This is a genomic window from Roseofilum acuticapitatum BLCC-M154 (genome assembly GCF_030068475.1).
Classification (GTDB): domain Bacteria; phylum Cyanobacteriota; class Cyanobacteriia; order Cyanobacteriales; family Desertifilaceae; genus Roseofilum; species Roseofilum acuticapitatum.
Genome location: NZ_JAQOSP010000006.1, coordinates 174,073 through 196,948 on the forward strand (window position 1 = coordinate 174,073; position 22,876 = coordinate 196,948).

23 protein-coding genes are annotated in these 22,876 nt (G+C 40.1%); 16 read left to right on the forward strand and 7 right to left on the reverse strand.

The features are described from left to right. Positions 1–114: 114 nt before the first annotated feature. From PMG71_RS01550 to PMG71_RS01580, 7 genes are all read right to left on the reverse strand, one after another. Positions 115–585: a PIN domain-containing protein gene (locus tag PMG71_RS01550; protein ID WP_283751876.1), complete on the reverse strand. Its 471-nt coding sequence runs from the start codon at positions 583–585 to the stop codon at positions 115–117. Beyond that, a complete protein-coding gene (locus tag PMG71_RS01555; RefSeq protein ID WP_347179173.1) occupies positions 569–838 on the reverse strand; it encodes a UPF0175 family protein in 270 nt (89 codons plus the stop codon). The genes PMG71_RS01550 and PMG71_RS01555 overlap by 17 nt, the downstream gene beginning before the upstream one ends. A gap of 109 nt (positions 839–947) precedes the next feature. Then, positions 948–1,091, reverse strand: a complete 144-nt coding sequence (locus PMG71_RS01560) for a high light inducible protein (protein ID WP_283751878.1) — start codon at positions 1,089–1,091, stop codon at positions 948–950. A 79-nt stretch (positions 1,092–1,170) separates the two neighbouring features. Continuing rightward, on the reverse strand, positions 1,171–2,076 hold the full coding sequence (locus PMG71_RS01565) for an alpha/beta fold hydrolase (protein ID WP_283751879.1): 906 nt from the start codon (positions 2,074–2,076) through the stop codon (positions 1,171–1,173). Positions 2,077–2,155: 79 nt separating this feature from the next. Further along, a complete protein-coding gene (locus PMG71_RS01570; protein ID WP_283751880.1) occupies positions 2,156–3,301 on the reverse strand; it encodes a DUF819 family protein in 1,146 nt (381 codons plus the stop codon). 12 nt (positions 3,302–3,313) lie between these two features. Beyond that, the gene (locus PMG71_RS01575) at positions 3,314–4,366 is read right to left on the reverse strand and encodes an N-acetyltransferase DgcN family protein (protein ID WP_283751881.1); all 1,053 of its coding nucleotides are present in this window, start codon (positions 4,364–4,366) and stop codon (positions 3,314–3,316) included. Further along, positions 4,356–5,411: a dipeptide epimerase gene (locus PMG71_RS01580; protein WP_283751882.1), complete on the reverse strand. Its 1,056-nt coding sequence runs from the start codon at positions 5,409–5,411 to the stop codon at positions 4,356–4,358. The genes PMG71_RS01575 and PMG71_RS01580 overlap by 11 nt, the downstream gene beginning before the upstream one ends. A gap of 176 nt (positions 5,412–5,587) precedes the next feature. Here PMG71_RS01580 and PMG71_RS01585 point away from each other — a divergent pair, with 176 nt between their 5' ends. The 16 genes from PMG71_RS01585 to PMG71_RS01660 all read left to right on the forward strand — a co-directional run bounded on the left by PMG71_RS01585 (position 5,588) and on the right by PMG71_RS01660 (position 22,860). Beyond that, on the forward strand, positions 5,588–6,418 hold the full coding sequence (locus PMG71_RS01585; protein ID WP_347179174.1) for an ABC transporter permease: 831 nt from the start codon (positions 5,588–5,590) through the stop codon (positions 6,416–6,418). A 20-nt stretch (positions 6,419–6,438) separates the two neighbouring features. Beyond that, positions 6,439–7,725: an ABC transporter ATP-binding protein gene (locus tag PMG71_RS01590; protein ID WP_283751884.1), complete on the forward strand. Its 1,287-nt coding sequence runs from the start codon at positions 6,439–6,441 to the stop codon at positions 7,723–7,725. A 56-nt stretch (positions 7,726–7,781) separates the two neighbouring features. Beyond that, positions 7,782–9,029: a protoporphyrinogen/coproporphyrinogen oxidase gene (locus PMG71_RS01595; RefSeq protein ID WP_283751885.1), complete on the forward strand. Its 1,248-nt coding sequence runs from the start codon at positions 7,782–7,784 to the stop codon at positions 9,027–9,029. Positions 9,030–9,067: 38 nt separating this feature from the next. After that, positions 9,068–10,039, forward strand: a complete 972-nt coding sequence (locus PMG71_RS01600) for a hypothetical protein (protein WP_283751886.1) — start codon at positions 9,068–9,070, stop codon at positions 10,037–10,039. Positions 10,040–10,132: 93 nt separating this feature from the next. Further along, the gene (locus PMG71_RS01605) at positions 10,133–11,170 is read left to right on the forward strand and encodes a glycosyltransferase family 2 protein (RefSeq protein ID WP_283751887.1); all 1,038 of its coding nucleotides are present in this window, start codon (positions 10,133–10,135) and stop codon (positions 11,168–11,170) included. A gap of 8 nt (positions 11,171–11,178) precedes the next feature. Then, the gene (locus PMG71_RS01610) at positions 11,179–12,078 is read left to right on the forward strand and encodes a class I SAM-dependent methyltransferase (protein WP_283751888.1); all 900 of its coding nucleotides are present in this window, start codon (positions 11,179–11,181) and stop codon (positions 12,076–12,078) included. A gap of 19 nt (positions 12,079–12,097) precedes the next feature. Then, positions 12,098–13,210: a glycosyltransferase family 4 protein gene (locus PMG71_RS01615; protein ID WP_283751889.1), complete on the forward strand. Its 1,113-nt coding sequence runs from the start codon at positions 12,098–12,100 to the stop codon at positions 13,208–13,210. Continuing rightward, entirely contained in the window at positions 13,207–14,376 is a 1,170-nt protein-coding gene (locus tag PMG71_RS01620) for a glycosyltransferase family 4 protein (protein WP_283751890.1), read from the forward strand. The genes PMG71_RS01615 and PMG71_RS01620 overlap by 4 nt, the downstream gene beginning before the upstream one ends. 9 nt (positions 14,377–14,385) lie before the next feature. Then, complete coding sequence (locus tag PMG71_RS01625; RefSeq protein WP_283751891.1) at positions 14,386–15,129, forward strand: FkbM family methyltransferase; 744 nt, start codon at positions 14,386–14,388, stop codon at positions 15,127–15,129. A gap of 21 nt (positions 15,130–15,150) precedes the next feature. Beyond that, positions 15,151–16,041 carry a glycosyltransferase family 2 protein gene (locus PMG71_RS01630; RefSeq protein WP_283751892.1) on the forward strand — a complete coding sequence of 297 codons (891 nt, stop codon included), beginning with the start codon at positions 15,151–15,153 and terminating at the stop codon, positions 16,039–16,041. Between the two features lie 261 nt (positions 16,042–16,302). Continuing rightward, positions 16,303–17,124, forward strand: a complete 822-nt coding sequence (locus PMG71_RS01635; RefSeq protein WP_283751893.1) for an FkbM family methyltransferase — start codon at positions 16,303–16,305, stop codon at positions 17,122–17,124. 116 nt (positions 17,125–17,240) lie between these two features. Continuing rightward, on the forward strand, positions 17,241–18,239 hold the full coding sequence (locus PMG71_RS01640) for a glycosyltransferase (protein WP_283751894.1): 999 nt from the start codon (positions 17,241–17,243) through the stop codon (positions 18,237–18,239). 79 nt (positions 18,240–18,318) lie between these two features. After that, positions 18,319–19,482: a glycosyltransferase family 4 protein gene (locus PMG71_RS01645; protein ID WP_283751895.1), complete on the forward strand. Its 1,164-nt coding sequence runs from the start codon at positions 18,319–18,321 to the stop codon at positions 19,480–19,482. A 98-nt stretch (positions 19,483–19,580) separates the two neighbouring features. After that, complete coding sequence (locus PMG71_RS01650) at positions 19,581–20,696, forward strand: glycosyltransferase (RefSeq protein WP_283751896.1); 1,116 nt, start codon at positions 19,581–19,583, stop codon at positions 20,694–20,696. Further along, on the forward strand, positions 20,693–21,895 hold the full coding sequence (locus PMG71_RS01655; RefSeq protein WP_283751897.1) for a glycosyltransferase family 4 protein: 1,203 nt from the start codon (positions 20,693–20,695) through the stop codon (positions 21,893–21,895). The genes PMG71_RS01650 and PMG71_RS01655 overlap by 4 nt, the downstream gene beginning before the upstream one ends. 29 nt (positions 21,896–21,924) lie before the next feature. Then, on the forward strand, positions 21,925–22,860 hold the full coding sequence (locus tag PMG71_RS01660; RefSeq protein WP_283751898.1) for a class I SAM-dependent methyltransferase: 936 nt from the start codon (positions 21,925–21,927) through the stop codon (positions 22,858–22,860). The last annotated feature ends 16 nt before the right edge of the window (positions 22,861–22,876 follow it).

A 22,876-nucleotide genomic window follows, 5' to 3' on the forward strand; every position in this document is an offset into this window, starting at 1 on the left:
ATGATATCGCTTATGCTCCTGCCCACCTTACCCTCTAGTTCGGCGATCGCTGTTGCTATTGAACAATTTAATGATTAAGATGATTTGTCCCGATAGGCTTGCCTACCCTACAACTTATCCTCTATTTTTTAGCAAGGTCTGAATGATGCTTTGGGATATACGGAAATTCGTCTGTTGCAATAGAGCGATCGCCTCTGAAAGCTCGACTAAACCTTGATATGCAGCTTCATCCAAGATTCCCAGAGTGCCGATAATAGGAATTGAGCGATCACTGGCCATGCGTCTCCCCAAGCGTTCATCGATAATCAGTAGGTCTGCTGGTAAGGCTTGGGCTATGCTAATGGCGGCCTGTTCACCGCGATCGAGAGAATTAAGGGTTTCATCAAGTCTGGAAACGACTTCAATAGTAAGCCAGGAAGGAGGATTGGCACTCCATTGACGTACAACTTCTGGTGCGCAAGAATCCTGCATTTCATCCTGAACCACATCAGGAATGATAATTTGCTCAAATAAGCTAGGGAGGAGGTCAATCTGGCCAATCAGCAGTAAATAGTGGATCGGCGAAGTATCAGAAACGACGATCATAACGGAGCTGGCGAAGAGTTTCCCGATCCTGCTGCAAATCTGCCTCGTCATAATGCAAATCAGCCTTATGCTCCTTCAAAAAAGCATCAACATCCCAACGAGAAGGTAAACCTAAAATCCGACCGACTTCTGCACTGGTAATTTTTTCGGCCTGATAAGCTTGTACGACTAAAGCTTCCAAAATCTCACGAGCCAAATGGTTTGGGTTGAAATGGTCAATGAGTTCATCAGGAATATCAAGGGTAATTTGCACCATTTCAGATCCTTAGAATCTAGGGGTTATTGTATTCGCTCTTGTAGGGGTGGGTTTGAAACCCACCCCTACAAGAGATCATGGCATTAACAGATGAATGCTAAGGCGATTACATTAAGCCAAGCTGAGAAAGGATACCGTGGCCAGTCATGAATTCCGTAGCTAAACCGATAATAATGCCTAACATAGCGAGGCGGCCGTTCCAAGTTTCAGCGAAGGCGGTGAAACCGAATTTATTGTTTTGATTTTCCATCTTCAGAACTCCGGTTAGATTTCAAGTATCTGTAATTAAACTTAACACAATAAATTACAGTTCGCAACATTTGTTAACGTTAGCTGACAGAGGTGCTATATATCCAATCCCGGATTAGCTTGTTGACCTGAGTGGGTACTTCATCATGGGGACAATGGCCCGCTTCGAGGAAATGTTCTGTCAGATTGGGATAATGTTGATGGAATTTGGGACTTCTTTCCTTAGCATTCATCCAGGGGTCGGCTTCTCCCCAGAGAACTAAGAGGGGACAGGTGAGCTGTTCTAAGAGATGATCGACTTTTGCGCCGGGAGGAGTTTTGAAGACGGCGGCAAAAACATCGGGGGCCCCGACATCGCAGGAAGGGCGATAAATGTCTTCTACCAGTTGGTCAGTGACGGCGGTTTTATCCAGGTAGACCTTGAGGAGGGTTTTACGGATGGTGGCACGACGACGAGCATATTGAAAGAGCCAAAAGTTAATTCCTGGTTGCAGAAATAGCCAGCGCGTGATGTTGCCCAGAGTGACTTTGATGGGGTTGGGTGGGGTCTTGGGTTGAGTGTCGGAAAAGGGGCCAGCACTGTTAATGAGGACTAAACCGAGGGCGGACTGGGGACATTGAGCGGCGACACAGAGGGAGGCATAACCGCCGAGGGAATTTCCGGCTAAGACGGTGGGTTGACCGATGACTTGGGTGATAAAGTCATGGAGTTGGTCGCGCCAGAGGTCGCCACTGTAGGTTAATTTGGGTTTTTGCGATCGCCCAAATCCTAGCAAATCAATGGCCCATACCTGAAAGTCTTGTTGAAGTTCGGCGATATTTTTACGCCAGTGATCCGTAGATGCCCCAAATCCATGAACCAGGAGTAAGGGCGGTCGTTGGGGATGGGGTTGTCCGGCTTGGGTGTAGTAAATGGAGTAGCCGCGCCAATTCCAGTATTGGCCAGTCGGGTTAGGTTGGGTCTGAGATAAAACGCTGACTTCCATGGGTTGAGTGGGGAAATAATGAAGAAATATTAATTATTGTAACGTAGCGTTATCTTCATTCCCCACTCCTCCATTCTGGTTAAGAGAGCAAATTTCCCAGAATCAGGCTAATGGGGTTAGCGACAATGGAGCCAACTGTGCCACAAATAATGGCGGGGATGATGAGGGTTTCCCAGCGTTGAGCAACGGCCATGGCGACTCCTAGGGTGGCGCTGCCGATACTAGAGTTGGAGGCAATGAGGATGTCAGCCCATTCAATGTTAAGGAGTTTACCGGCAATCAGGATCACCGCTACGTGAGAGAGGAGGATAATAGCTGCGAATTTTAGCAGTAGGGGGTTGAGGGCTAGAAGTTCGGGGATGTTGGTGGTGGCTCCAAGGGTGGAGAAGAAGAGGAGGATCAGGAGTGCGCCAAATTCTTCAATTCCGGCTAGGCGATCGCTCGTCGTGGAAAAAACTTGAGTGAGAATTATGACAATGATGGTGGTGAAGAACAGTTCGCTGCCGGGTAAGCGGATGGCGCTAGCGATCGCGTAACCGAGGAGTGCCGAGATCGCGCTAACGGCGAGGGCGAGGGCTAAATCAAAGCGGGTGGGAGCGGTTTGTTTGAGGATGGTGGGAACGGGAGCGCTCCCAAAGCGAATGCCCCAGTCTTCTTGATGGGGACTAAAGAAACTGCGGATACCGGGAAGAATGGAGATCAGGAGCCAAAAGAGGATAAAGAGACTGGTGAGGAGGCGATCAATGGCGTTAATGGTTTCTAGGGCGATCGCTCCTTGAAAGTCGAGGGCAGAGGCAACATCGGCGGCATTAAGGGAATTACCGATATATTGAGCGACAAAAATAGCAGCCAGTTTTCCCTCTTCTGCTCCCAAGGGTAGGAGGATGAAGCCAAGAATTGCGCCTAAAACTGTGCCGCCGATGCCACAGGCTAAGAGGAGGGTGGTGGCTTTAGCATGGGTGGGCAGTTCCCGTAAGTCAATTTGGGAGAGAATCAGGGGAATGGCGAAGGTGATGCCGTAGGTGGCGATCGCTGGGTAGAGGGGGGCGCTACTGGGAATGAGTCCCAGATGGCTAAAGAGACTGGCGAGACAAAGAACCAGGAGGGCAGCTAGGGGGGGCGTTCCTCGGCGGGTTTGTTCTGTCCAATAGCTGAAGGCACAGAGGGTGAGCAGGATAGCTCCTAGAATCAGATTGGCGTTGGGAACAATGAAGGTATCAATCATCCAGTGGTTGGTTTAGAGAACGGCATCTAGGAGGCGATTGGCATTATAGCGGATGGGGTCGGTGCAGGGAAGTCCGGTGAGGGTTTGGATATGGGCGATCGCGCCATCGGCTTCTTCTGGAGTACATTCGTAGGTGTTGAGGGCGATCGCCTTCACTCGTATGGGTTCAGTAGCGCCCGCTACACTAGCCACCCGCTCATACAGCTCAATCACCTCCGGAAGTGGTGGAATAGCCACCTGGGGAGCATGACGGATATGGGTTTGTCCCCAACGATGCACCAAAATTAAAGCCGTCGGTTGAGACCCCCGAATCAAGGGTAAGGTAGCCGTAGAACCCGGATGAAGCAGCGACCCTTGGCCCTCAATATGGAGAATATCAGCCTCCGGGCCATAGGTTAACACCTGCTGTTCTATGGCTCCCGCAGCAAAATCTACCCGCACGGCATCTAGGGGGACTCCCCTACCAGAAATCATAATTCCCGCTTGTCCCGTGCCGATAAAATGGGACTTTAAGCCCCGCTTTTGGGAGGCTCGATGCAATTCTAAACTGGTGGACATCTTGCCAATAGACATATCTGTACCCACCGTTAGCACCCGGATATTGTTTAAATTTCGCGCTTGAGCTTTGCCAATGGTTAGATTGTTCGGTTCTTGGCGAATATCCCAAATGATTTGCCCCGGTTTCAGAAACGATTGAAATTGAGGCGCAAGGGGGGTATGGAGTCCATTCACCACAGAAAGTCCCGCTTCCACTGCTTGCTGAATTTCCTTAACCCAAGGTTCGGGTAGAGCGCCACCGGATGGAGCGATACCGATCGCTAATACGTCTGGTTCATAGGTCAAGGCTTCGCTTATGTTAGCGACAATGGGGATATTACGACTGATGCCGGTTAATGCTTCGAGCGATCGTCCCCCACTCTCTTCATCAATCAAAACCACCATATCCGCTTCACTGTAGCGAATCAAAGACAGTCCCGTTTTTCCCGTCCCTCCCTGAAGTCCCCCATGGAGCAAAATCGCCACCCGACGGTTACGAGTCAGTAAATGAGAGAAATCAACCGTCATGTCGCCTTACTCCTAAACCAGGTTGAGTATTGAGCATCAGCCGAGAGTTTTCTAGGGTAGCTCCCATAAAGGGGTCATCGATCAAATTCAGATGACTATCCAAGTCCAGATAATCGACCAAGGGGCCCAAATGAGCGGCGGCTGTATTGGCCAAACTGCTGTCAGAGTAACACCCTAACATCACTTGTAAACCACAAGCGCGAGCCGTGTGAATCATGGCCATGGCTTCACTGAGTCCCCCAGCTTTCATCAGTTTGATGTTAATTCCGTGAATGGAATTCGCCAAGAGGGGAATATCAGCGCGGGTGTAGCAGCTTTCATCTACGAAGATGGGTAATGGGGATTTGTCATACAGTTGAGCTAAATCTTTTTCTTCCCCAGGAGCTAGGGGTTGTTCGATATACTCAATCCCCCATTTTTTCAGGGTTTGAGCCATGGTGATGGCTTGATTTAAGTTCCATCCCCCATTCGCGTCCACATAGACCTTACAGCCTTCAGGAGCAACCTGTAAAAGGGCATTCAGCATGGCGCGATCGGCCTCAATCCCTTCCGGACTCCCCAGTTTCACCTTCAGGTAGTGAACCGGGGTAACCTCCAGCCAATGACGGAGCCGTTCTTGAGCCGCTTCTGGCGTACTAATGCCAATGGTAACGGAGGTTGGCGGGGTTTGCTGATGGTCTAATCCCCACAGTTGCCACAAGGGAAGATTAACCGATTTTCCCAACCAATCATAAAACGCCATATCTAGAGCCGCTTGCACCGCAGAAGGCAGTACAGTACCAGATTTAGCTAGAGTCAGTTGGATCTTCTGCCGCTCTAGGGGACTAAAGGGTTGGAGAACCGGTACAATTTGCTCCAAAGCTGCTACAATCTCTCCAGTTGTCTGGCTTTTGCCTCCCGTGGAAAAGGGTGTGGCTTCTCCCCATCCCGTGATTCCACGGTGTTCCACGCTCACCCAGAGATTAGTGTTATGGGTATTGCTCCCGCGACTAATTTTCAGGGCAAAGCGCTTATGGACAGTAAAAGGGGTAATCCGGATCTGCATCAGTGGGTACACTCAAGTTTTTTTGAGCGTAATCTGGAAATGGAGATTTCACCACTGTATACAGGGAGGACAGGGTTAAACAGTTTGGAAAAATTTTCCAAGTTGTGCTACTGTCTACGGTTGATTACTTCGTTTATCTTCCAAGGTTAAACTTTTCTAGAGCCATAGGCGATCGCATGAGTTATTCCAGTCAAACGGAAATTGTAATAGAAGCCGGAAGGACAGAGCGGGAATATTGGAAAGACCTGTGGCGCTACCGTGAGTTATTCTACTTCTTGGCATGGCGGGATATCCTGGTTCGGTACAAGCAAACGGCGATCGGAGTTTCTTGGGCATTAATTCGACCCTTCTTAACTATGGTTGTGTTTACCATCGTCTTTGGTAAATTAGCCGGACTCCCTTCAGATGGAGCGCCTTACCCCATACTCGTCTTTTCAGCCATGCTCCCCTGGCAATTCTTCGCCAGCGCCCTGTCTGAATGCAGTAACAGCCTTATTGGGAATGCTAATTTGATCTCCAAAATTTATTTTCCCCGCCTCATTGTTCCCACCAGTGCAGTGATTGTCAGCTTCGTGGATTTCTTGATTTCTGGAATGATTTTGCTAGGACTCATGGCATGGTACAACTTCATTCCTACCTGGAAAATTTTATTATTACCCTTCTTCATATTTATTGCCTTTGCTGCGGCGATGGGTACAGGTTTGTGGTTAGCCTCATTAAACGTTCAGTACAGAGATTTTCGTTATATAGTTCCCTTCCTTGTCCAATTCGGGTTATACATTTCTCCGGTTGGTTTTAGTAGTAACGTTGTACCCGATCAATGGCGTTTAATCTATTCATTAAATCCAATGGTGGGAGTCATTGATGGGTTTCGCTGGGCTATCTTAGGAAATGCTCAACTTTACCTGCCCGGTTTCGTATTGTCCGTAATTCTAGTAGGATATCTGTGTATAGGCGGTGTCTGGTATTTCCGCAAGATGGAACGTACTTTCGCTGATGTCATTTGATGAGGGAGGGATTTATAAGAGTGTCTGAACCAATCATCCGAGTTGAAAACTTAGGTAAAAAATACTTGATCCGCCATCAGCAACAAGAACCCTATACTGCTCTGAGAGATGTAATTACCAACGGCGTTAAATCTTTGGGAGGTACTCTAGTAAAAGGAGGAAGAAAAAAGCTGGAAAGCCCCTCACGAGAGGAGTTCTGGGCTTTGAAAGATGTGTCATTTGAGATCAATAGAGGCGATCGAGTTGGCATAATTGGTCGTAATGGTGCAGGAAAATCAACTTTACTAAAAATTTTAAGTCGGATCACAGAACCCACAACAGGTAAAATTAATATTAAAGGTAGAGTTGCTAGTTTATTAGAAGTCGGTACTGGATTTCATCCAGAACTTACAGGCAGAGAAAATATCTACCTCAATGGTGCAATCTTAGGAATGAGTAAGGTAGAAATCAAGAAAAAGTTTGATGAAATTGTAGCCTTTGCCGAGGTAGAGAAGTTTTTAGATACACCTATTAAAAGATATTCATCTGGGATGTACGTTAGATTAGCATTTGCAGTAGCTGCACATCTGGAAACAGAAATCTTGATAGTTGATGAAGTTCTAGCTGTTGGAGACGTAGCTTTTCAAGAAAAATGCTTAAGTAAAATGGATGATATTTCAAATAATTTAGGAAAAACAGTATTGTTTGTGAGTCATAATACTAAACTTTTAGAACAGTTATGTGATTGGTCGTTGGTACTAGAAAAAGGTAAAATAGCTTTAGAAGGTGAAATTGATCAAGCAATAACTTTTTATCTTAATGCTAGACAGCAGGATCTTTTTACCTGGAAAAGAGATTTAAATCAATCCAAGCATCTTAAGAGAATTAGTGATAACAAATTTCAAATGTTGATTGAAGAGGTTGAAATAATAACTAAAGAGAGAGAACATCAGTTTCCTATTGTTTTAATGAGAGAGACTTTTTCCATAAAAATAAAATTATATAATGTTAGTTGTTCCATTCCAATTTCTATAGCATTTTCGATAAAAAACATAAGAGGCGATACAATATTTACTTCTCATAACCATGATACAGCTAATCTGATATCTGTACCTATAGAAAAAAGGATCAATGCTATTTGTGAAATCAATCCTAATATTTTGTTGCCTGGAGACTATACTATAAACTTGGGAATAACTGATGCTTCTTGGAATACTATAGAATATGTAGAAGAGGTAATTGGTTTTCAAGTAAAAGCGAGTGGAGGATCTTTACAAGATAGAAGACCTGGACTAATCTCTTTACTGCTTGATTGGCATTTTTGTTAATCATAATAGTTTTCATAAAATTGATGAGTTAAGATTACTTTGATGAGGATTTGGAAATGTTAGATTACTTAATTATAGGTGGTGGAATTACAGGCGTAACAATAGCACGCTTATTACAACTTCAGGGTGAGAAAAGTTTTTTAGTCTTAGAAGCTGAAAGTGAACCAGGAGGGTTATGCAGAACTCATAAAGTCAAAAACCATTATCTTGATATTGGTGGTGGTCATTTTTTATGTACCAAATACCCTCAAGTATATGATTTCATTTTTTCGCATATCGGTAAAGACCAATTTAATTATTACCCAAGAGTATCTAAGGTGAGAATTCATAAAGAAATCTTAGATTATCCTATAGAATCAAACTTATGGCAACTCTCTATAGAAAAGCAAATTGATTATGTAATCTCAGTAATTTCTTCAGGAGAAGCTAGTGGCAACATTGAACCTCATAATTATGAAGAATGGATACATTGGAAACTAGGTGATATGATTGCGGAAAATTATATGCTTCCCTATAATCAAAAAATATGGGGAGTAATGCCTGAAGAGATGGATATTGATTGGCTCCATAAAATCCCTAGGATAAACACGAAAGAAATTCTTAAATCTTGCTTAATCAAAAACTCGAATAAAAGCTTTATGCCCAGTCATCAGGGGTTCTACTACCCTAAAAAAGGAGGTTTCCAAGAAATTTTTAATAGCATTTACAAGTTCATATCAGAAAAAGTTTTATTAACCCAACCTGTTAATAAACTCGATTTCCTTGATAATTATTGGGTTATAAATAACGAATATAAAGCAAAGGTGGTTATTAATACAGCTCCTTGGCCGTTGCTTTACCAAGCCTTAGATTGTCCAAGCGAACTAATTGATGCATTTGATCGGCTTCAATATAACTCGATAGTAGTTTCTTTGTGGGAGCAAGAGTATAATCATGATTGGCATTGGTGTTATGACCCAAGTCTGGAAAAGGAATTTCACCGAGAATTTTATATTAATAATTTTGCCCCACATAGTCAAAATAATGGTATGTATACTGAAACTAATCTCAAAAGATGGCCAGGTATAGGGAAGTCCTGGAATAATGGAAAACAACCTATTTATGAATATAACAATGAACTAGCTTACCCTATTCCTGTTCTCGGACATTCTAAAGCTATTCAGAAAATACTTTCTGTATATAAAAGTCAAAATATGTTTGGAGTAGGTCGATGGGGTCAATGGCAATACTTTAATTCTGATGTTTGTATTTGGGAAGCGATGAAGTTTGTTGATTTTCTCACTGGCTCTTCTTTCAGTGTTTAGTTTAATAAAAAAATACAACTATATGATATGGAGTTATAATGTCTTTCTTTTTATCCAAATGGAATAAGTTGCAATCTTTTAAGGATTATTGTAAAGACTTTCTATATTGGCAAAAACTTAGTCTAAAAATCGCATTCAAGAATAATGAATGGATGGTATTATGTCCTTATGGTATAGGAGATACCTATTTTGTCTGTTCACTAGCCGATGAATTTTTGAAACGTAATGGTGGAGATCGCTTTTCTGTGGTAGTCAAGTCTTGTCATCAAGATATCCCGAAATTGTTTGAAAAGCATATATCAAGAGTTATTACCTTGGATTATCACAATACCCGTGCAATCAAGAGATTTAATAAATTTCAACCAGGGTCTATGATTATAGGTCATCCAGAGTTTTATATGAATGGTCAATTGCTTAAACAAATGGGTTATAAAGGAATTACGCTTCTAGACTTATATAAAATAATTTTTGGATTGACCCTCGATACTCCAGTTTTAAGTCCACAAGTAGATGAGTGTAGCTTTGAAAAAGCAGAACAAAAAATAAAATTAATGAATTTACCAATAGGGAAAACTGTAATATTAGCTCCTCAATCAAATGCATTAAATCCAGTAGACTTTAATTTCTGGGTTAAGTTAGCTAAAATATTAGAGATTCGTGGGTGGAAAGTATGCACGAATACTGTAAAAGCTGAAAATTGTATTCCTGGAACAGTGCCTTTAACTTTTTCTTTACTCGAAGCAATTCCTCTAGTGGAGCTAGCTGGTTGGATAATAGCATCTCGTAGTGGTTTATGTGATTTAATTGGCTCCGCAAATGTTAAAATGACTGTGTTGTATAAAGATCAAATAAACTCTTATAATTCTTGTTCTATGCTCGATATGTATAGCTTAAAAAAAATAGGTTTTGATAATCCGAAAATATATGAATATCAATACTCATTTAACATTTATGATGATAAAAAAAATGATAATTTTATAGAGAAAATCATAAAAGAGCAAGGTAGTTAAATAAACACTAATGTTATAATATTCAGTCAAAGTTGAAAGTAATACTCATCATAATCAATTTGCTACTAAGGTTATAGAATCACTAGAATAACTATGAGAACAATAGAAAACCTACCAACTCCTCCAAGTAATAAGTCTGGATGGCCTTGGAATAAACCTAATCCCATTTTACTAAAAACAATGGCTAATGGATCAGATTGGCCAAAAATAAGCATTGTGACTCCTAGCTATAATCAAGGAGAATTTATAGAAGAAACTATACGTTCAGTTTTACTCCAAGGCTATCCCAACCTAGAGTATATTATTATTGATGGTGGTAGCACAGATAATACAGTTGATATACTTAAAAAGTATGAAGACTATATAAGTTACTGGGTTAGTGAACCTGACGGAGGTCAATCTCATGCTCTTAATAAAGGCTTTCAAAAAGCTACAGGAGATTTAATTGGTTGGCAAAATTCTGATGATTACTATGCTCCAGGGGTATTTCAATATATTGCTGAAGTTTCTCAAATATGTGATGCTGATGTTTTTTATGGTACGGTTGATGTTATAAATAATGATCGGAATGTTATGCTAACTTTGGGTGTTCAAGATTTTGAGTTAGAAAAAATGCTACCTTTGTTCAATCTTGGAAATCAATCAATGTTTTTTAGATCTAAGATATTTGAAGATGGATTGTATATTAGTGAAAAATTCGATCATTTTATGGATTTCGATTTTTTTTGGAGATTGATTATCAACGAGTATATTTTTTGCTTTGTTGCACAAAGTCATGGCTATTTAAGAATACATGACAAAACCAAGGGTACTAATCAAATAGATAAAGCAAGTAAAGAATTGTTTGAGACTTATAAAACACCTTACCTAGATGATGAAAAGAACGTAATTCCTATAGAGTTTAAGAAAAAATTGTTGAAAGCGATGAAAAGCGTCTGCCTAGACAATTTCGCCAAATCCAGAGATTCTATTTTCCGTAATCAAGTTCGACAAATTATTACTATTTCTGGGTGGAAGTTCATAGATATAGATCTTTATCTTAAATATTTGGTATCTTACCTCGGTTTAGGTGCGACATTACAAAAGACAAAAAGAATCCTTAAAATTCCTCCTTCTGTGTATAATATTTGAGATATATTATGAGTTTAATTAGAAGAAGTATTAATTTGCTAGAACATACTCTAACTTCATCCCATATAGCTTGGTGGAAACTTAAGAACAAAATCTACAAATATGAAGTTGATCCTTATTCCCCTAGATATTGGTGGACAAGACAAGAAGTAGTTTTTCAACTTTGTGAATCGACTTTATTAAATCCTGAAAATTGGCACAATCTCATTTATCAGCCACATTTTCAGTTTTATGATGAGCGATTAGTTGAATATTCTTGGGCAATCAAACAGATTACTCCACTGGGTAAGAGCGATCGCTTTCTGGATGTGGGGTGTGTGATGAATACCCCATATACTTTGAGAAAATTGATAAATCAGTTCATGGACATTCATTTATTGAATTTAGTGAGCGAACCATTAGCGATGCAGGGACGAATTTCTTTTCACTCTCAAGATGTCCGGTCATGTGACTTACCTCATGGCTCATTTGACTGCATTACTTGTATTTCTACTCTAGAGCATGTGGGAGGAGACAATCAATACAACGACTTTTCAGAAAATGGATCGGCAGAACTCACTTTAGATAGCGGTTTAGAGAATCAGCAAGGGTTGTGGAAACCGGCTTTTACCGCTTTACTCAAACTTATAAAACCTGGTGGACTACTGTTAGTTACGATGCCTTGTGGATTTGAACAACAAGGGGTATGGCAAAAGGGAGAATATCGCTTGGGAATAGAGGAGTTAGAAGAATTTCAGACCCTTGCTGCTCAGTTTGATCGCGAGGTTAAGATCACTTTGATGAAGAAAAGTGTTATGGGATGGAAAGAAACCAGTGTGGAAGAAATAAATACCGATCGCGATCCCCAAGAGCGACTTCGTTCTTTCGGTGCAGATGTGGTAGTTTTAGTGCAAACTATTATTCCATAGATATGAAAAAGTTGCAGATATGAAGGTACTTTATATTACTCCTACTTATTTTAGCGATCGCTCTCTCATTGGTGGAGCAGAGCGATATGCTAGTGCCCTAGCTTCCCTGATGGCCGAGCAAGTCGATACAACCTTGGTCAGTTTCGGCCCGGAGCGCCAAAGTTATCAAGAAGATAACCTGAACATTGAAATATTTCCGGTCAAAGCGCCCATCCACGGAAATATTATGAATGCCATTAACATTCGCTATATCACTTGGTTACTCAGTCCAACTATTATCCATGTTCATAACATTTATACTCTAGCTTCTGACATAAGTTCTTTGATCGGGTATCTTTTTGGTAAAAGAGTTTTTGTCACTGAACATGCTGGAGGAGGTTCTCTGATTATTAATCATAAGCTACCGGTGTTCCACTGCTATACCAACCTTGTCGCGCAATCTGAGTATGCTCTTGGGTTTATTCCTGACCAACTCAGTCAAAAAGCAGTTGTAATTAAAGGTGGGGTTGATACTAACTTGTTTTATCCCACCTCTACAGTTGAGAAAGAAAAAAAGATTTTATTTGTTGGCAGAATTCTTCCCCATAAAGGAATTAACTATTTAATTGATGGGTTCAAACTCTTGGGATTTTCAGATTATAAACTGACTATTGTTGGTCGAGTAAAGGGGGATTCTAGTCAAAGCTTTTATAATGACCTTAAAGAACTAGCGGAAGGTATGCCAGTAGAATTTATTGAGGATGCAGACGACCAACGCTTACTTCATGAATATCAAAGTGCGATTGCAACTGTATTGCCCTCAGTGCATAAAACCTGGTATGGTGAATACGGTCGATTTCCAGAATTGATGGGATTAACACTATTGGAATCTCAAGCCTGTGGTACACCGGTTATATGCACTGATGCGGGAGCTATGCATGAATTTGTTAATAATGGTAAGACAGGATTAATCGTAGAGCAAAATTCTGGTCAGGCAATCGCTGATGCTATACAGGAGTTTATCCAATTATCCCCCCAGTGCTATCAAGAATATCAAGACAACTGTTTAGAATGGATTGAAAATAACTTTAGTTGGTCAATAGTTGTGAAAAAACACTTAGCACTTTACGAAGGTATTACCAATTCACTATGAAGCCATCCTTGAGAATATTAATGATACTTCATATGCCTTGGGATCGCAATTTGGGTGGATCTAGAGTCCAGTTGGAGTTGGCTGATGAGTTCCGTAAAATGGGGCATAGAGTTGAAAAATTTGATATCGATGATGCTTTTCCTAATGATAAATCCTCGCGATTGTCTCAATTCACTCGTCCTAGTTTCTCAAGTAAAGCTAAGGGATTTGTTCTAGCTAATAGTCATCGTTTTGATATTATCGATGCACATCAAGGAAATTTACCCTTTACTAAAGAAGAATTAAACTTTAATGGATTACTGGTTGCGCGATCAGTAGGATTGTATGCCTTTTGTAAAGAATATTCTAGACTAGAACAAGAGAAGTGGCCCCAGACAAAAAAAGGAAATTTGATTGCCAATACTCTGCGCTCTTGGCGACAAGTGAGAGAACATCCTCACTACCTTCGCAGCTTAGAAACTTGTGACTTAATCAATCTTCCCAATGAAGATGAAAAGATTTATATCCAAGAACATTGGGATCTCGGTGATAAATGTGCCGTCTTTCCCTTCGGATTATCAGAAAAACGACAACAGTTATTTAGTCAAGCTTTACAATCAACAAGCCTTCATCTAAATAATAAACAAGTCGTGTTTATTGGGTATTGGGGAAAACGAAAAGGATCTAGAGATTGGTCGGAAATATTACACCTTACAAAAACGCAAATACCAGATGTAAAATTTAAGTTTCTGGGAACAGGTTTAAGTGCTGAAGAAGTTTTTCAAGATCTGAATCTCCCCCCTTCTGATTGGATAGAAGTTATTCCTAAATATGATAGTGATGAACTGCCATCGCTTTTGTCTGGGGCTACAGTTGGTGCATTTCCTAGTTACATGGAAGGATTTGGATTTGCCGTGTTAGAAAAAATAGCTTGCGGTTTACCTACAGTCACTTATGATATTCCTGGGCCTCGCGAAATGCTTAAGCATGTAGAGTCTTCTCTCATGGTTCCAGTCGGTGATGTTAATGCTTTTGTGGAAAAGCTAGTTAGCATACTGACACTTGAGAGAGATAATTACGAGAAATTATCTCAACAATGCTTAAAAATCACCAAAATGTTTTCTTGGCCAAAAATTGCTGCCGATCAAATAAAACTTTATTCTGAATGCTATACTCATTTAAATTAGGAGGATACTATGGGCGCTTCAATACTTCAAAGAGTCAAAACTGCCTATGCGGTTAATCGATTAACTAGACGTTACTATAGATCTAACCAAATACCTTATACTTGTGATTACTATGTTAATGGCTATAAAGTTAATATCTCTGGGCCAGACGCTTTAGTAATGCTCATCGGTATAGTTCTTAATGATACTTACGGATTGAGGCGATTTCAGAATCTAGAGAATATTGTAGATATCGGAGCGAATATTGGCATTTTTTCGATCCATGCTGCTACCTTATTTCCACAAGCTAAAATTCTAGCCTATGAACCTTGCAGTGAAACATTTGACAACTTGAAGAAGAATGTTAATCCGTTCAATGTTCAAGCCTATCCTTATGCTGTTGGTCAATATACGGATAAAGTGAATTTAAGTGTTCAAGGAGATTTAACAGCATGTTATGTTGCTAAAAATGATAACAGTTCCCTCAGTTCATCTCAAGTATGTGATATGCTCTCTTTTCAGGAGATTGTTGACTACATGAATGGGAAGATACAATTACTAAAACTTGATTGTGAAGGCTCTGAATATGAAATCATTCAATCTCCTAGCTTTAACTCTGTTGAGTATGTTGTTGGAGAATTTCATACTTGCGAACAAGGCAATCCTGAGTATGGACTGGAGTTACTACAACAAAAGGGATTCACAGTAGAACAATGGTTGCCATTTCCAGATGGTAAAGCAGGCGAGTTTTGGGCAAAAAATGGTCAGAATTAATAAGGAGACTAATAACCATTCATGAATAGCTCTCAAGAAGTTACTATTAGCGTTGCTCTCGTGACTTGCAATCTTCCAAATTATTTGAACCGATGCTTGGAAAGTATTCGCTCTCAAAGCGTTCAGCCGTATGAAATCATTGTTTCAGATGATTCAACTCCAGGAATTGCTCCCCAAAATGAACAGATAGCTCTCAAGTGGAGCTGCCGGTATATTAAAGGGCCACGTCGAGGTTTACAAGCTAATTTAAATAATGTGGCTTTAGCCTGTCAAGGAACTCATGTCCGGATCGTTAATGACGATCATATCTTTCCAGAAGATCACTTTAAAGTTATTTATGATGCAGTTAAACAGGAACCAGAAAGTGTTTGGATTTTAGGTGAGTATTATGAATATCCCAATCCCCAATCTCATTTATATCTCCCAGGGGAAGTTCAACCGCGAGGGTTTCACAAAGCAATTACTAATTTTGATGATTGTTTTGCTATCAGTGGAGGTTCAGCTATTATACCTAGGAAAGTTTTTAATAAGCATCGTTTTTTAGAAGCCTTTGGATATGTTTGCGACTTAGAATTTGGCCCTAGATTAAATGCATTGGGATATCGTATCCAATACTGTCCAGATACTTATGTGATTCACTTAAGTCATGGTACAGTTGAGGAACGAATAGAAAAGCGTAAAGCTGTTTCCCTAAAAGGGTCTTTTCTTCTATCTTATTTAGCCTATACTTGTTACCGGCCTCGGATTGCAGGCCAAATAGAATGCTTAAGCTATTTTTTCTATTTAGCTATGCTAACATCACTACATATTAAAGATCGTAACTTTGGGTTATCAGATTTTTGGCAAACCTGGAAATTGGGGATTGAGTATGGTAGCTTATTTAAGCAAGGTGAGTACGAGAAGATAATTTAGATTGAAATTCCGTTATACTAGTTGTTGAATTTTTCAATCAGGTTAACGGGACTCAGACAAATGTTTCAGCTCAAATCACCTGGAATCTAGTCAGGGAAAGGAAATCAGTTCAAAGACTAAAAAATCTGAAACCCTTGTCTTATATGGTTTTGAGTCATATATCAGGTCTTATTTTTGTCTGACTCCCGCGACTCGATCTCTATCACCCGCAAGGATTGCTTCAGTAAAGTTATATCACCTAAAACCGAGGAATTATATAATATGTCGTTTTTTGAACTACTGGATAGCTGTCACCGATTTATAGCCCGCTCGAATCCTTTATTTTATCTAGTAATTAAAGTAAGGAATCAGTGTAATCTCATTCTTCGGTATCATTTAAGTGATGGAATAGATCCAGTTAAAAATGGAGAAAGTATTGTTGCTAACATCATAGCAAAAAACTCTTCAGCTTTTATTGATGTTGGAGCTAATATCGGAAATTGGTCTAGTGCTTTTTTGGAAGGATCATCAAATGATGTTCGCGGACTATTATTTGAGCCTTCAAATTATGCAATTGAAAAGCTTAATAGTCGTTTCTGTGAAAACAAAAATTTAAATATTGTTCAAGCCTGTGTAGCAGATGAACCTGGAAGTATGAAATTCTATGAGGAACCAGAAGCTGGTGAAACGTCCTCGTTAGTTAAAGGTGCTTCTAATTCAAATGCTATTGAAAAAACTATAGAAGTTACAACGATAGATATTGAATTAGAAAGATTAAATTGGGAATACGTGGATTTTTTGAAAATTGATGCTGAAGGCTATGACTTAAAGGTTATTCGAGGTGCTTATAAGTTCTTACATGCTCAGAAAATAGGAGTAGTACAATTTGAATATAACTTACCATGGAAACATGCTGAAAGTACATTATTTAGCGCGATTAGTCTATTAAATAGTTGTGGATACCAAGTCTTCTTATTGAAAGGAACAGGATTATACACAATGAGTTATGATATTTATGGTGAGTATTTTAGTTATTCTAATTTCATTGCTGTTGCTCCTCAATGTATGCCGATGTTAAATTCTCTTATTCAAGGAGTTATTTGATCTAATTAAATTTCAAAAAGAAATCATGAATATTATTCACGTAATATTGAAATGAAAAGCAGATAAATAAACTTCTATAATTTCATTCTAAGATATAAATGTCAAAGTGAAAAAAAATGAAAAAATCTTTATTAGTTAGTGTGGTTATTCCAACCTATAACTATGGACGGTTTATTACTGAAGCTATTGATAGTATTTTCTCATCTAGCTTGTCTAAAGATGAGTTGGAAATCATTGTAGTTGATGATGGTTCAACTGATAATACAGCATATAAAATTAGAGCTTACGAAGATGATGTTATCTATATTAAACAAGCTAATAGTGGCAAAGCGCAAGCAACGAAAGTAGGCATTGATCGGGCTAGAGGAAAATATTTATTTAATTTAGATGCTGATGATTTGTTTTTACCCAAAAAACTGGAAAAAGTAGTAGATTGCTTTGAATCTGATCCCGATCTGGTTCATGTATCCCATCCCGCTATTTACTGGGATGTCAATAATGATACAAAAAAAAATGAGCCGATTCCAGATTGGATCAAGAATACTAAACTGAGAGGAAAAGAGTTACTCAGATATTTCTATCGTCATCAAATTTTGTTTGGTGGAGGATCGACATTTTCAACTCGTACTGAAATAGCGAAACAAATGTTAATTCCTCAAGCTGTAGATATGTACATTGATGAGCATTTGGTTTTGTTTGCTCTCCAGGATAAATATTGCTATTTCATTGATGAACCTCTATCTATTTGGCGGATTCATGGAAATAATTTTTCTGTGGGTGAATCTCAATCAAAAAAAGCGATCGCCAAGCTCAAACGCAGTCAATCTAGTATGGTAGCAGTGTTACAGACATTAGAAGCAGAAGCATTTGATCCAGAAATTCTTGCTCTGTATACCTTGAAAACGAAAGTGTCTATCGCTTCTATTAAAGAGCAGCTTGGAGAAAAGACGGTTAATGATATTATAGATATTTGGAAATATTTATGGAAAAACTTTAGCCAAGATCCCGATCTGTTGAAACTGATTCAGACTTATAATGTTCTGAATCGGACTTTACCCACTCCGATGATTAATACAATGAGAAGTCTGAAATCTAGATGTTTACGTGATATATAATTAATGTATGATTATAGAGATTGCCACAATCGTCAAGTTCGATTTGCAATTGAGTAGAAGATTGTAGTTTAGAGGTTTTATGAAATTAGGATTTATCACAACTTTTGATGCCAATAATGAAGATGAATTTCGTCATGCGTTTTCCGGCATTTTTTGGCATATGTTGCAAGAGTTTGAGTCTCAAGGTGTAGAAATTGAATACTTTGGCCCTATTCAAGAGGATATCATTGACAAGAGTATCGCCAAAATCATTGGGTTAATCAATAAGGTTTTGAGACTGCAACCGCCACTGATGTACTATTACTATCCTTTAATTCTAAACAGAATGGCACGTAAAGTAGAGAAATTAGTTAAGCATAAAAAGTTAGATGCGATTTTAACCCAAAGTACAATGGTGATGTCCCATTTTGGGTTGGATTTTCCAGTTATATATTGGCGAGACGCAAATTTTGCCGATCTAAATGAGACCTATTCCGGGTATGCCAATATGAATCCGATTAGTATTGAGTGGGCAAACAATCATGAAATAAGAGCTATGAATACAGCAGTTCTCAACATTTTTTCCTCCGAATGTTCCTATCGGACATCAACCTCAATTTATGGAATCCCTGATTCTAAAGTTAAAGTCATCCCTTATGGTGCTAATCATGACTATATTTTTACCCAAGAGGACATTGAACAATTTATTGGTAAGCGTTCCCAAGAACAATTACGTTTGTTGTTTATTGGTGTTGATTGGGAACGTAAGGGTGGAGATATTGCAGTAGAGGTTTGTCGAATTTTAAATCAGCGAGGAATTGCCACTCATCTGGATATTGTTGGTAGTCGATTTGAAATCAACACTGGCGATCGCAGCTATGTCACGATGCATGGATTTGTTAGTAAAGGTACTCCAGAAGGACGGCAAATCATTCGTCATCTCTTACAGCAAGCTCACTTTTTAATTCATCCTGCTAAAGCTGAAGCCTACGGTTGTGTTTTAAGTGAAGCCTGTTCTTTTGGAGTACCTTGTATCTCTACAACAGTGGGAGGGATACCGACAATTATCAAACCAGAAAAAAATGGCTACTTACTCTCGACCAACGATCCAGCTTCTGATTATGCTGATATTTTAGCTAGAGTCTTTTCTAACTATGATGATTATATTAAACTAGCAAAGTCTTCTTTTGCGGAATATCAAGCAAGATTGAATTGGAAAGTTTCGGTAAGTAGAGCGATTAATCTAATTCAAAAAGCTATCTAAAAATCTTTGTATCATTTACTTATTTATGCTGCAATATACGTGGTTATACTGATAGTGTATTGATCGGACGGAACCCACACGAGAGAATCAGAGCAGAAATGGATCATTATAGCGATCGCCGCAATAGCCAAATTATTACACTACTTGGCCAGCAACAAGCCTTTGCTGATGGCGTGTTTGACTATACGGAAAAGCTAGAGCAAAGTTTAGCTCAGAAAGGGGTTGAGTGCGATCGCCTCTCCATGCAGTGGCGAGAATGGGGATGGTTAAAAGCACTCCAATGGCTGTGGGTAGAAAGTGGACAATGGCGCGATCGCTGGGTGATTGCCCAATTTACAGCATCCGCTTGGTCAAAGTTAGCGTTACCCGTGATGTTTGTTGTCGTGGTGGGATTGCTCAAAATCAGAGGAGTCAAAACCGCCATCATGTTCCATGAAGTTCAAGGGTATTCAGGAGAACGGCTAAAATACAAAATCCGGCGCTGGATACAACTGTGGACAATTCGCACAGCCATGAAATTAGCCGATCGCTCAGTTTTTAATGTCGATCTAGAGCAATTAACCTGGCTCCCCATTGCCTCATGTCAGGCAACATTTATCCCTGTGGGTTCCAATATGCCGGAACCGGACTTAATGGCAGTGAAGTCTAAGGGAGACTATTCTCAGAGCAAGACAAAGACCGTGGTAGTATTTGGGATGACCAGTGTAGACATTACAAGAGACGAAGTAGAGGCGCTCTCGGCTACGATTGGCCAAACTGCTAAAAACATTGATTTCTTACATCTGGTGACTTTAGGGCGAGGCTCAAAGGAAGCTGAACCCGAACTGAGAAAAGCACTAAAGGAGGCTAATGTGGAGATTTCAGTGCTAGGATTACTGGAGCCAGAGCAAGTTTCTCAAACTTTAGCTGCATCAGACGTACAACTCTATGTTAGAGGAGATATATCGACTCGCCGAGGAACAGCGATCGCCGGACTAGCTTGTGGACTGCCAATCGTTGCTTATGCAGGGACAGAAACAGGACATCCCATCCCAGAAGCAGGAGTTTTGCTCGTACCTGAAGGCGATAAAGAGGCTTTAGCCAGTGCTTTAATACAAGTTCTTAAAGATGAAAAACTGCGCTTAGAACTTCAGCAACGGAGTTTAGAGGTCTATAAAAAACACTTTGCTTGGGATGCTATTGCCAAACGTTTTATAGAAGAATTAAACCTATGACTCCATCCAAATACCGCGTCCTGCTTGTATCTTCACAACCCATCCAAAATCCAGCATCCCTGCGATTGATGGCCGTACATCCCCAGTTAGAAATTCTAGTCGCCTACTGTAGTTTACCAGAAGACAAATTACACGCGAGTTCTCTGGCTCAAAATCCTGAATACCTGACCAAAGATGTTTTTGATCTTCCCTTGTTAGAAGGCTATCCCTGGGTGTACGTGCCGAACAAGTCTCCTCGACCTAATTTAAATAATCCTTTTGGTCTCATTAACCCAGGATTAACTCAATTGGTGAGGGAATTTGACTGTTGTGTGGTTTACGGTCATAATTACGTGAGCTTTTGGATGGCAATCCTAGCGGCTAAAACCGCTCGCAAGCCACTGCTGTTAACCACTGATGCCACTTATCTGGAAACTCCAGAAGGGGGAAATTGGAAACACCCGTTTAAAAAAAGAGTTCTTCCTTACTTATACAATAAAATAGCTGATCAGGTATTAGTCCCCTCTACGGCATCAAAACGGTTTCTTCATTCCCTAGGTGTTCCAGAAGAACAGATTACGATCACACCGTATGTGGTCGATAATCATTATATTGCCGAAATCGCGCAAAAGAGCGATCGCCTGAAACTCCGAGAAACGTGGAAAATTCCCCCAGAAGCACTTGTTGCCGTCTTTTGTGCCAAATTTCTACCTCGCAAACGTCCCCAAGACGCTATTCAAGCCTTTGCTGCTGCCAATGTTCCCAACAGTTACTTAGTCATGGTCGGGGACGGGCCTCTAAGCGAATCCTTAAGAAACCAAGTTAAACAGTTAGGAATCGATGAAAAAGTCCGATTTATTGGCATGGTTAAATATTCCTACTTACCAGAAGTGTATGCAGCTAGTGACTTGCTAGTATTTCCCTCAGAACACGAACCCTATGGTTTACCCGTCAACGAAGCCATGATTTGTGGTATACCCGTTGTAGTCAGCGATCGTATCGGCGCTCGTTACGATCTGGTAGAATCTAACGTAACAGGCTTAGTTTACCCCTGTGGCAATGTAGATGCCTTAGCAGCTATTCTAAAAGATGCACTAAACAACCGAGACACTCTCAAGCAAATGGGGGAAGCTGCGCGAGAGCGAATGGAAACATGGTCTCCGCATAAGAATGTAGAAGGATTAGTGCAAGCCCTTGAAAAACTCTCAAATCTTCATTAAACTTATAGTATATAGGATGAAAATAACTTATGAATTTTTCCGAATCTGCACAGAGCAAATACCCTGAAGTTGAAGAACAATCACAAGGAAACATATCAAAAGCTTTAAATAAAATGGCTGAAGGAAAATTTGGCTACGAAGCATCTACTACCTGTGCTAGCCCTTCAGCAAACTACTTTTGGTATCGTAAGCGCCAAGAAGTAATAAAAATATGTACTCGCAATCTCTATGATTTATTGAAATCAACAGATACATCAGAAAATCCTAGCCTATTTGTGGATATTGGATGTGGAGACGGTACTGATCTATTTTTAATCCATAACTTGTTTGTAAAGCACTCATCTGCCTGGAAGTTTATCGGTTTAGAAGCCAATACAGATTTAGTGCAAATCTGCAAGATGAAGCAGGAATACTACAAAGCAAGTGGGGTTGACTTCATGTTTAGCAATGCTATTTCAAAACTTCCTTTTTCAGATGGCGAGGTAAATCTGGTCTATTGCTCCGAAGTGATTGAGCATATTTTGGAACCAGAAGCATTGTTTCAAGAAATAAAGCGAGTTTTAAAACCAGGGGGGTATCTGTTGCTCACGACCCCCAATCAACCTAATGTGTTTCAAAGGTCGTACTGGATTAACAGTCGTCGTCAAAAGATGCAGGAAACAATGCAAGCGATGAAAGTACAACCAGAAAAGCTCCATCAACCCGGAGGAGAAGAAATTTGTATATATGGACATATATCTCTGAAAAACAATCAGGAATGGGATGAAATCCTCAGCAAAATTGGTTTTCAGGTTGTGGATAATGGACGAGGGGCTTTAACTTATGGAGGAACATATTTTTATGATAATGAATTTATTTTAGGAATTCACTTCCTGTTGCAATCATTACTAGATTTACTTCCCCGAAAGCTCGGGCGTAATTTTTCTGACCAGTTAATTTGTTTATACAAAGTCAAAGACTCTTAAAAAGTTGATTATTGTG

Excerpts from the sequence above, each read along its gene's own strand:
- PMG71_RS01550 (WP_283751876.1), bottom strand. The coding sequence starts at position 585 with ATGATCGTCGTTTCTGATACTTCGCCGATCCACTATTTACTGCTGATT.
- PMG71_RS01560 (WP_283751878.1), bottom strand. The coding sequence starts at position 1,091 with ATGGAAAATCAAAACAATAAATTCGGTTTCACCGCCTTCGCTGAAACT.
- PMG71_RS01565 (WP_283751879.1), bottom strand. The coding sequence starts at position 2,076 with ATGGAAGTCAGCGTTTTATCTCAGACCCAACCTAACCCGACTGGCCAA.
- PMG71_RS01570 (WP_283751880.1), bottom strand. The coding sequence starts at position 3,301 with ATGATTGATACCTTCATTGTTCCCAACGCCAATCTGATTCTAGGAGCT.
- PMG71_RS01575 (WP_283751881.1), bottom strand. The coding sequence starts at position 4,366 with ATGACGGTTGATTTCTCTCATTTACTGACTCGTAACCGTCGGGTGGCG.
- PMG71_RS01580 (WP_283751882.1), bottom strand. The coding sequence starts at position 5,411 with ATGCAGATCCGGATTACCCCTTTTACTGTCCATAAGCGCTTTGCCCTG.
- PMG71_RS01585 (WP_347179174.1), top strand. The coding sequence starts at position 5,588 with ATGAGTTATTCCAGTCAAACGGAAATTGTAATAGAAGCCGGAAGGACA.
- PMG71_RS01595 (WP_283751885.1), top strand. The coding sequence starts at position 7,782 with ATGTTAGATTACTTAATTATAGGTGGTGGAATTACAGGCGTAACAATA.
- PMG71_RS01600 (WP_283751886.1), top strand. The coding sequence starts at position 9,068 with ATGTCTTTCTTTTTATCCAAATGGAATAAGTTGCAATCTTTTAAGGAT.
- PMG71_RS01605 (WP_283751887.1), top strand. The coding sequence starts at position 10,133 with ATGAGAACAATAGAAAACCTACCAACTCCTCCAAGTAATAAGTCTGGA.
- PMG71_RS01610 (WP_283751888.1), top strand. The coding sequence starts at position 11,179 with ATGAGTTTAATTAGAAGAAGTATTAATTTGCTAGAACATACTCTAACT.
- PMG71_RS01615 (WP_283751889.1), top strand. The coding sequence starts at position 12,098 with ATGAAGGTACTTTATATTACTCCTACTTATTTTAGCGATCGCTCTCTC.
- PMG71_RS01620 (WP_283751890.1), top strand. The coding sequence starts at position 13,207 with ATGAAGCCATCCTTGAGAATATTAATGATACTTCATATGCCTTGGGAT.
- PMG71_RS01625 (WP_283751891.1), top strand. The coding sequence starts at position 14,386 with ATGGGCGCTTCAATACTTCAAAGAGTCAAAACTGCCTATGCGGTTAAT.
- PMG71_RS01630 (WP_283751892.1), top strand. The coding sequence starts at position 15,151 with ATGAATAGCTCTCAAGAAGTTACTATTAGCGTTGCTCTCGTGACTTGC.
- PMG71_RS01635 (WP_283751893.1), top strand. The coding sequence starts at position 16,303 with ATGTCGTTTTTTGAACTACTGGATAGCTGTCACCGATTTATAGCCCGC.
- PMG71_RS01640 (WP_283751894.1), top strand. The coding sequence starts at position 17,241 with ATGAAAAAATCTTTATTAGTTAGTGTGGTTATTCCAACCTATAACTAT.
- PMG71_RS01645 (WP_283751895.1), top strand. The coding sequence starts at position 18,319 with ATGAAATTAGGATTTATCACAACTTTTGATGCCAATAATGAAGATGAA.
- PMG71_RS01650 (WP_283751896.1), top strand. The coding sequence starts at position 19,581 with ATGGATCATTATAGCGATCGCCGCAATAGCCAAATTATTACACTACTT.
- PMG71_RS01655 (WP_283751897.1), top strand. The coding sequence starts at position 20,693 with ATGACTCCATCCAAATACCGCGTCCTGCTTGTATCTTCACAACCCATC.
- PMG71_RS01660 (WP_283751898.1), top strand. The coding sequence starts at position 21,925 with ATGAATTTTTCCGAATCTGCACAGAGCAAATACCCTGAAGTTGAAGAA.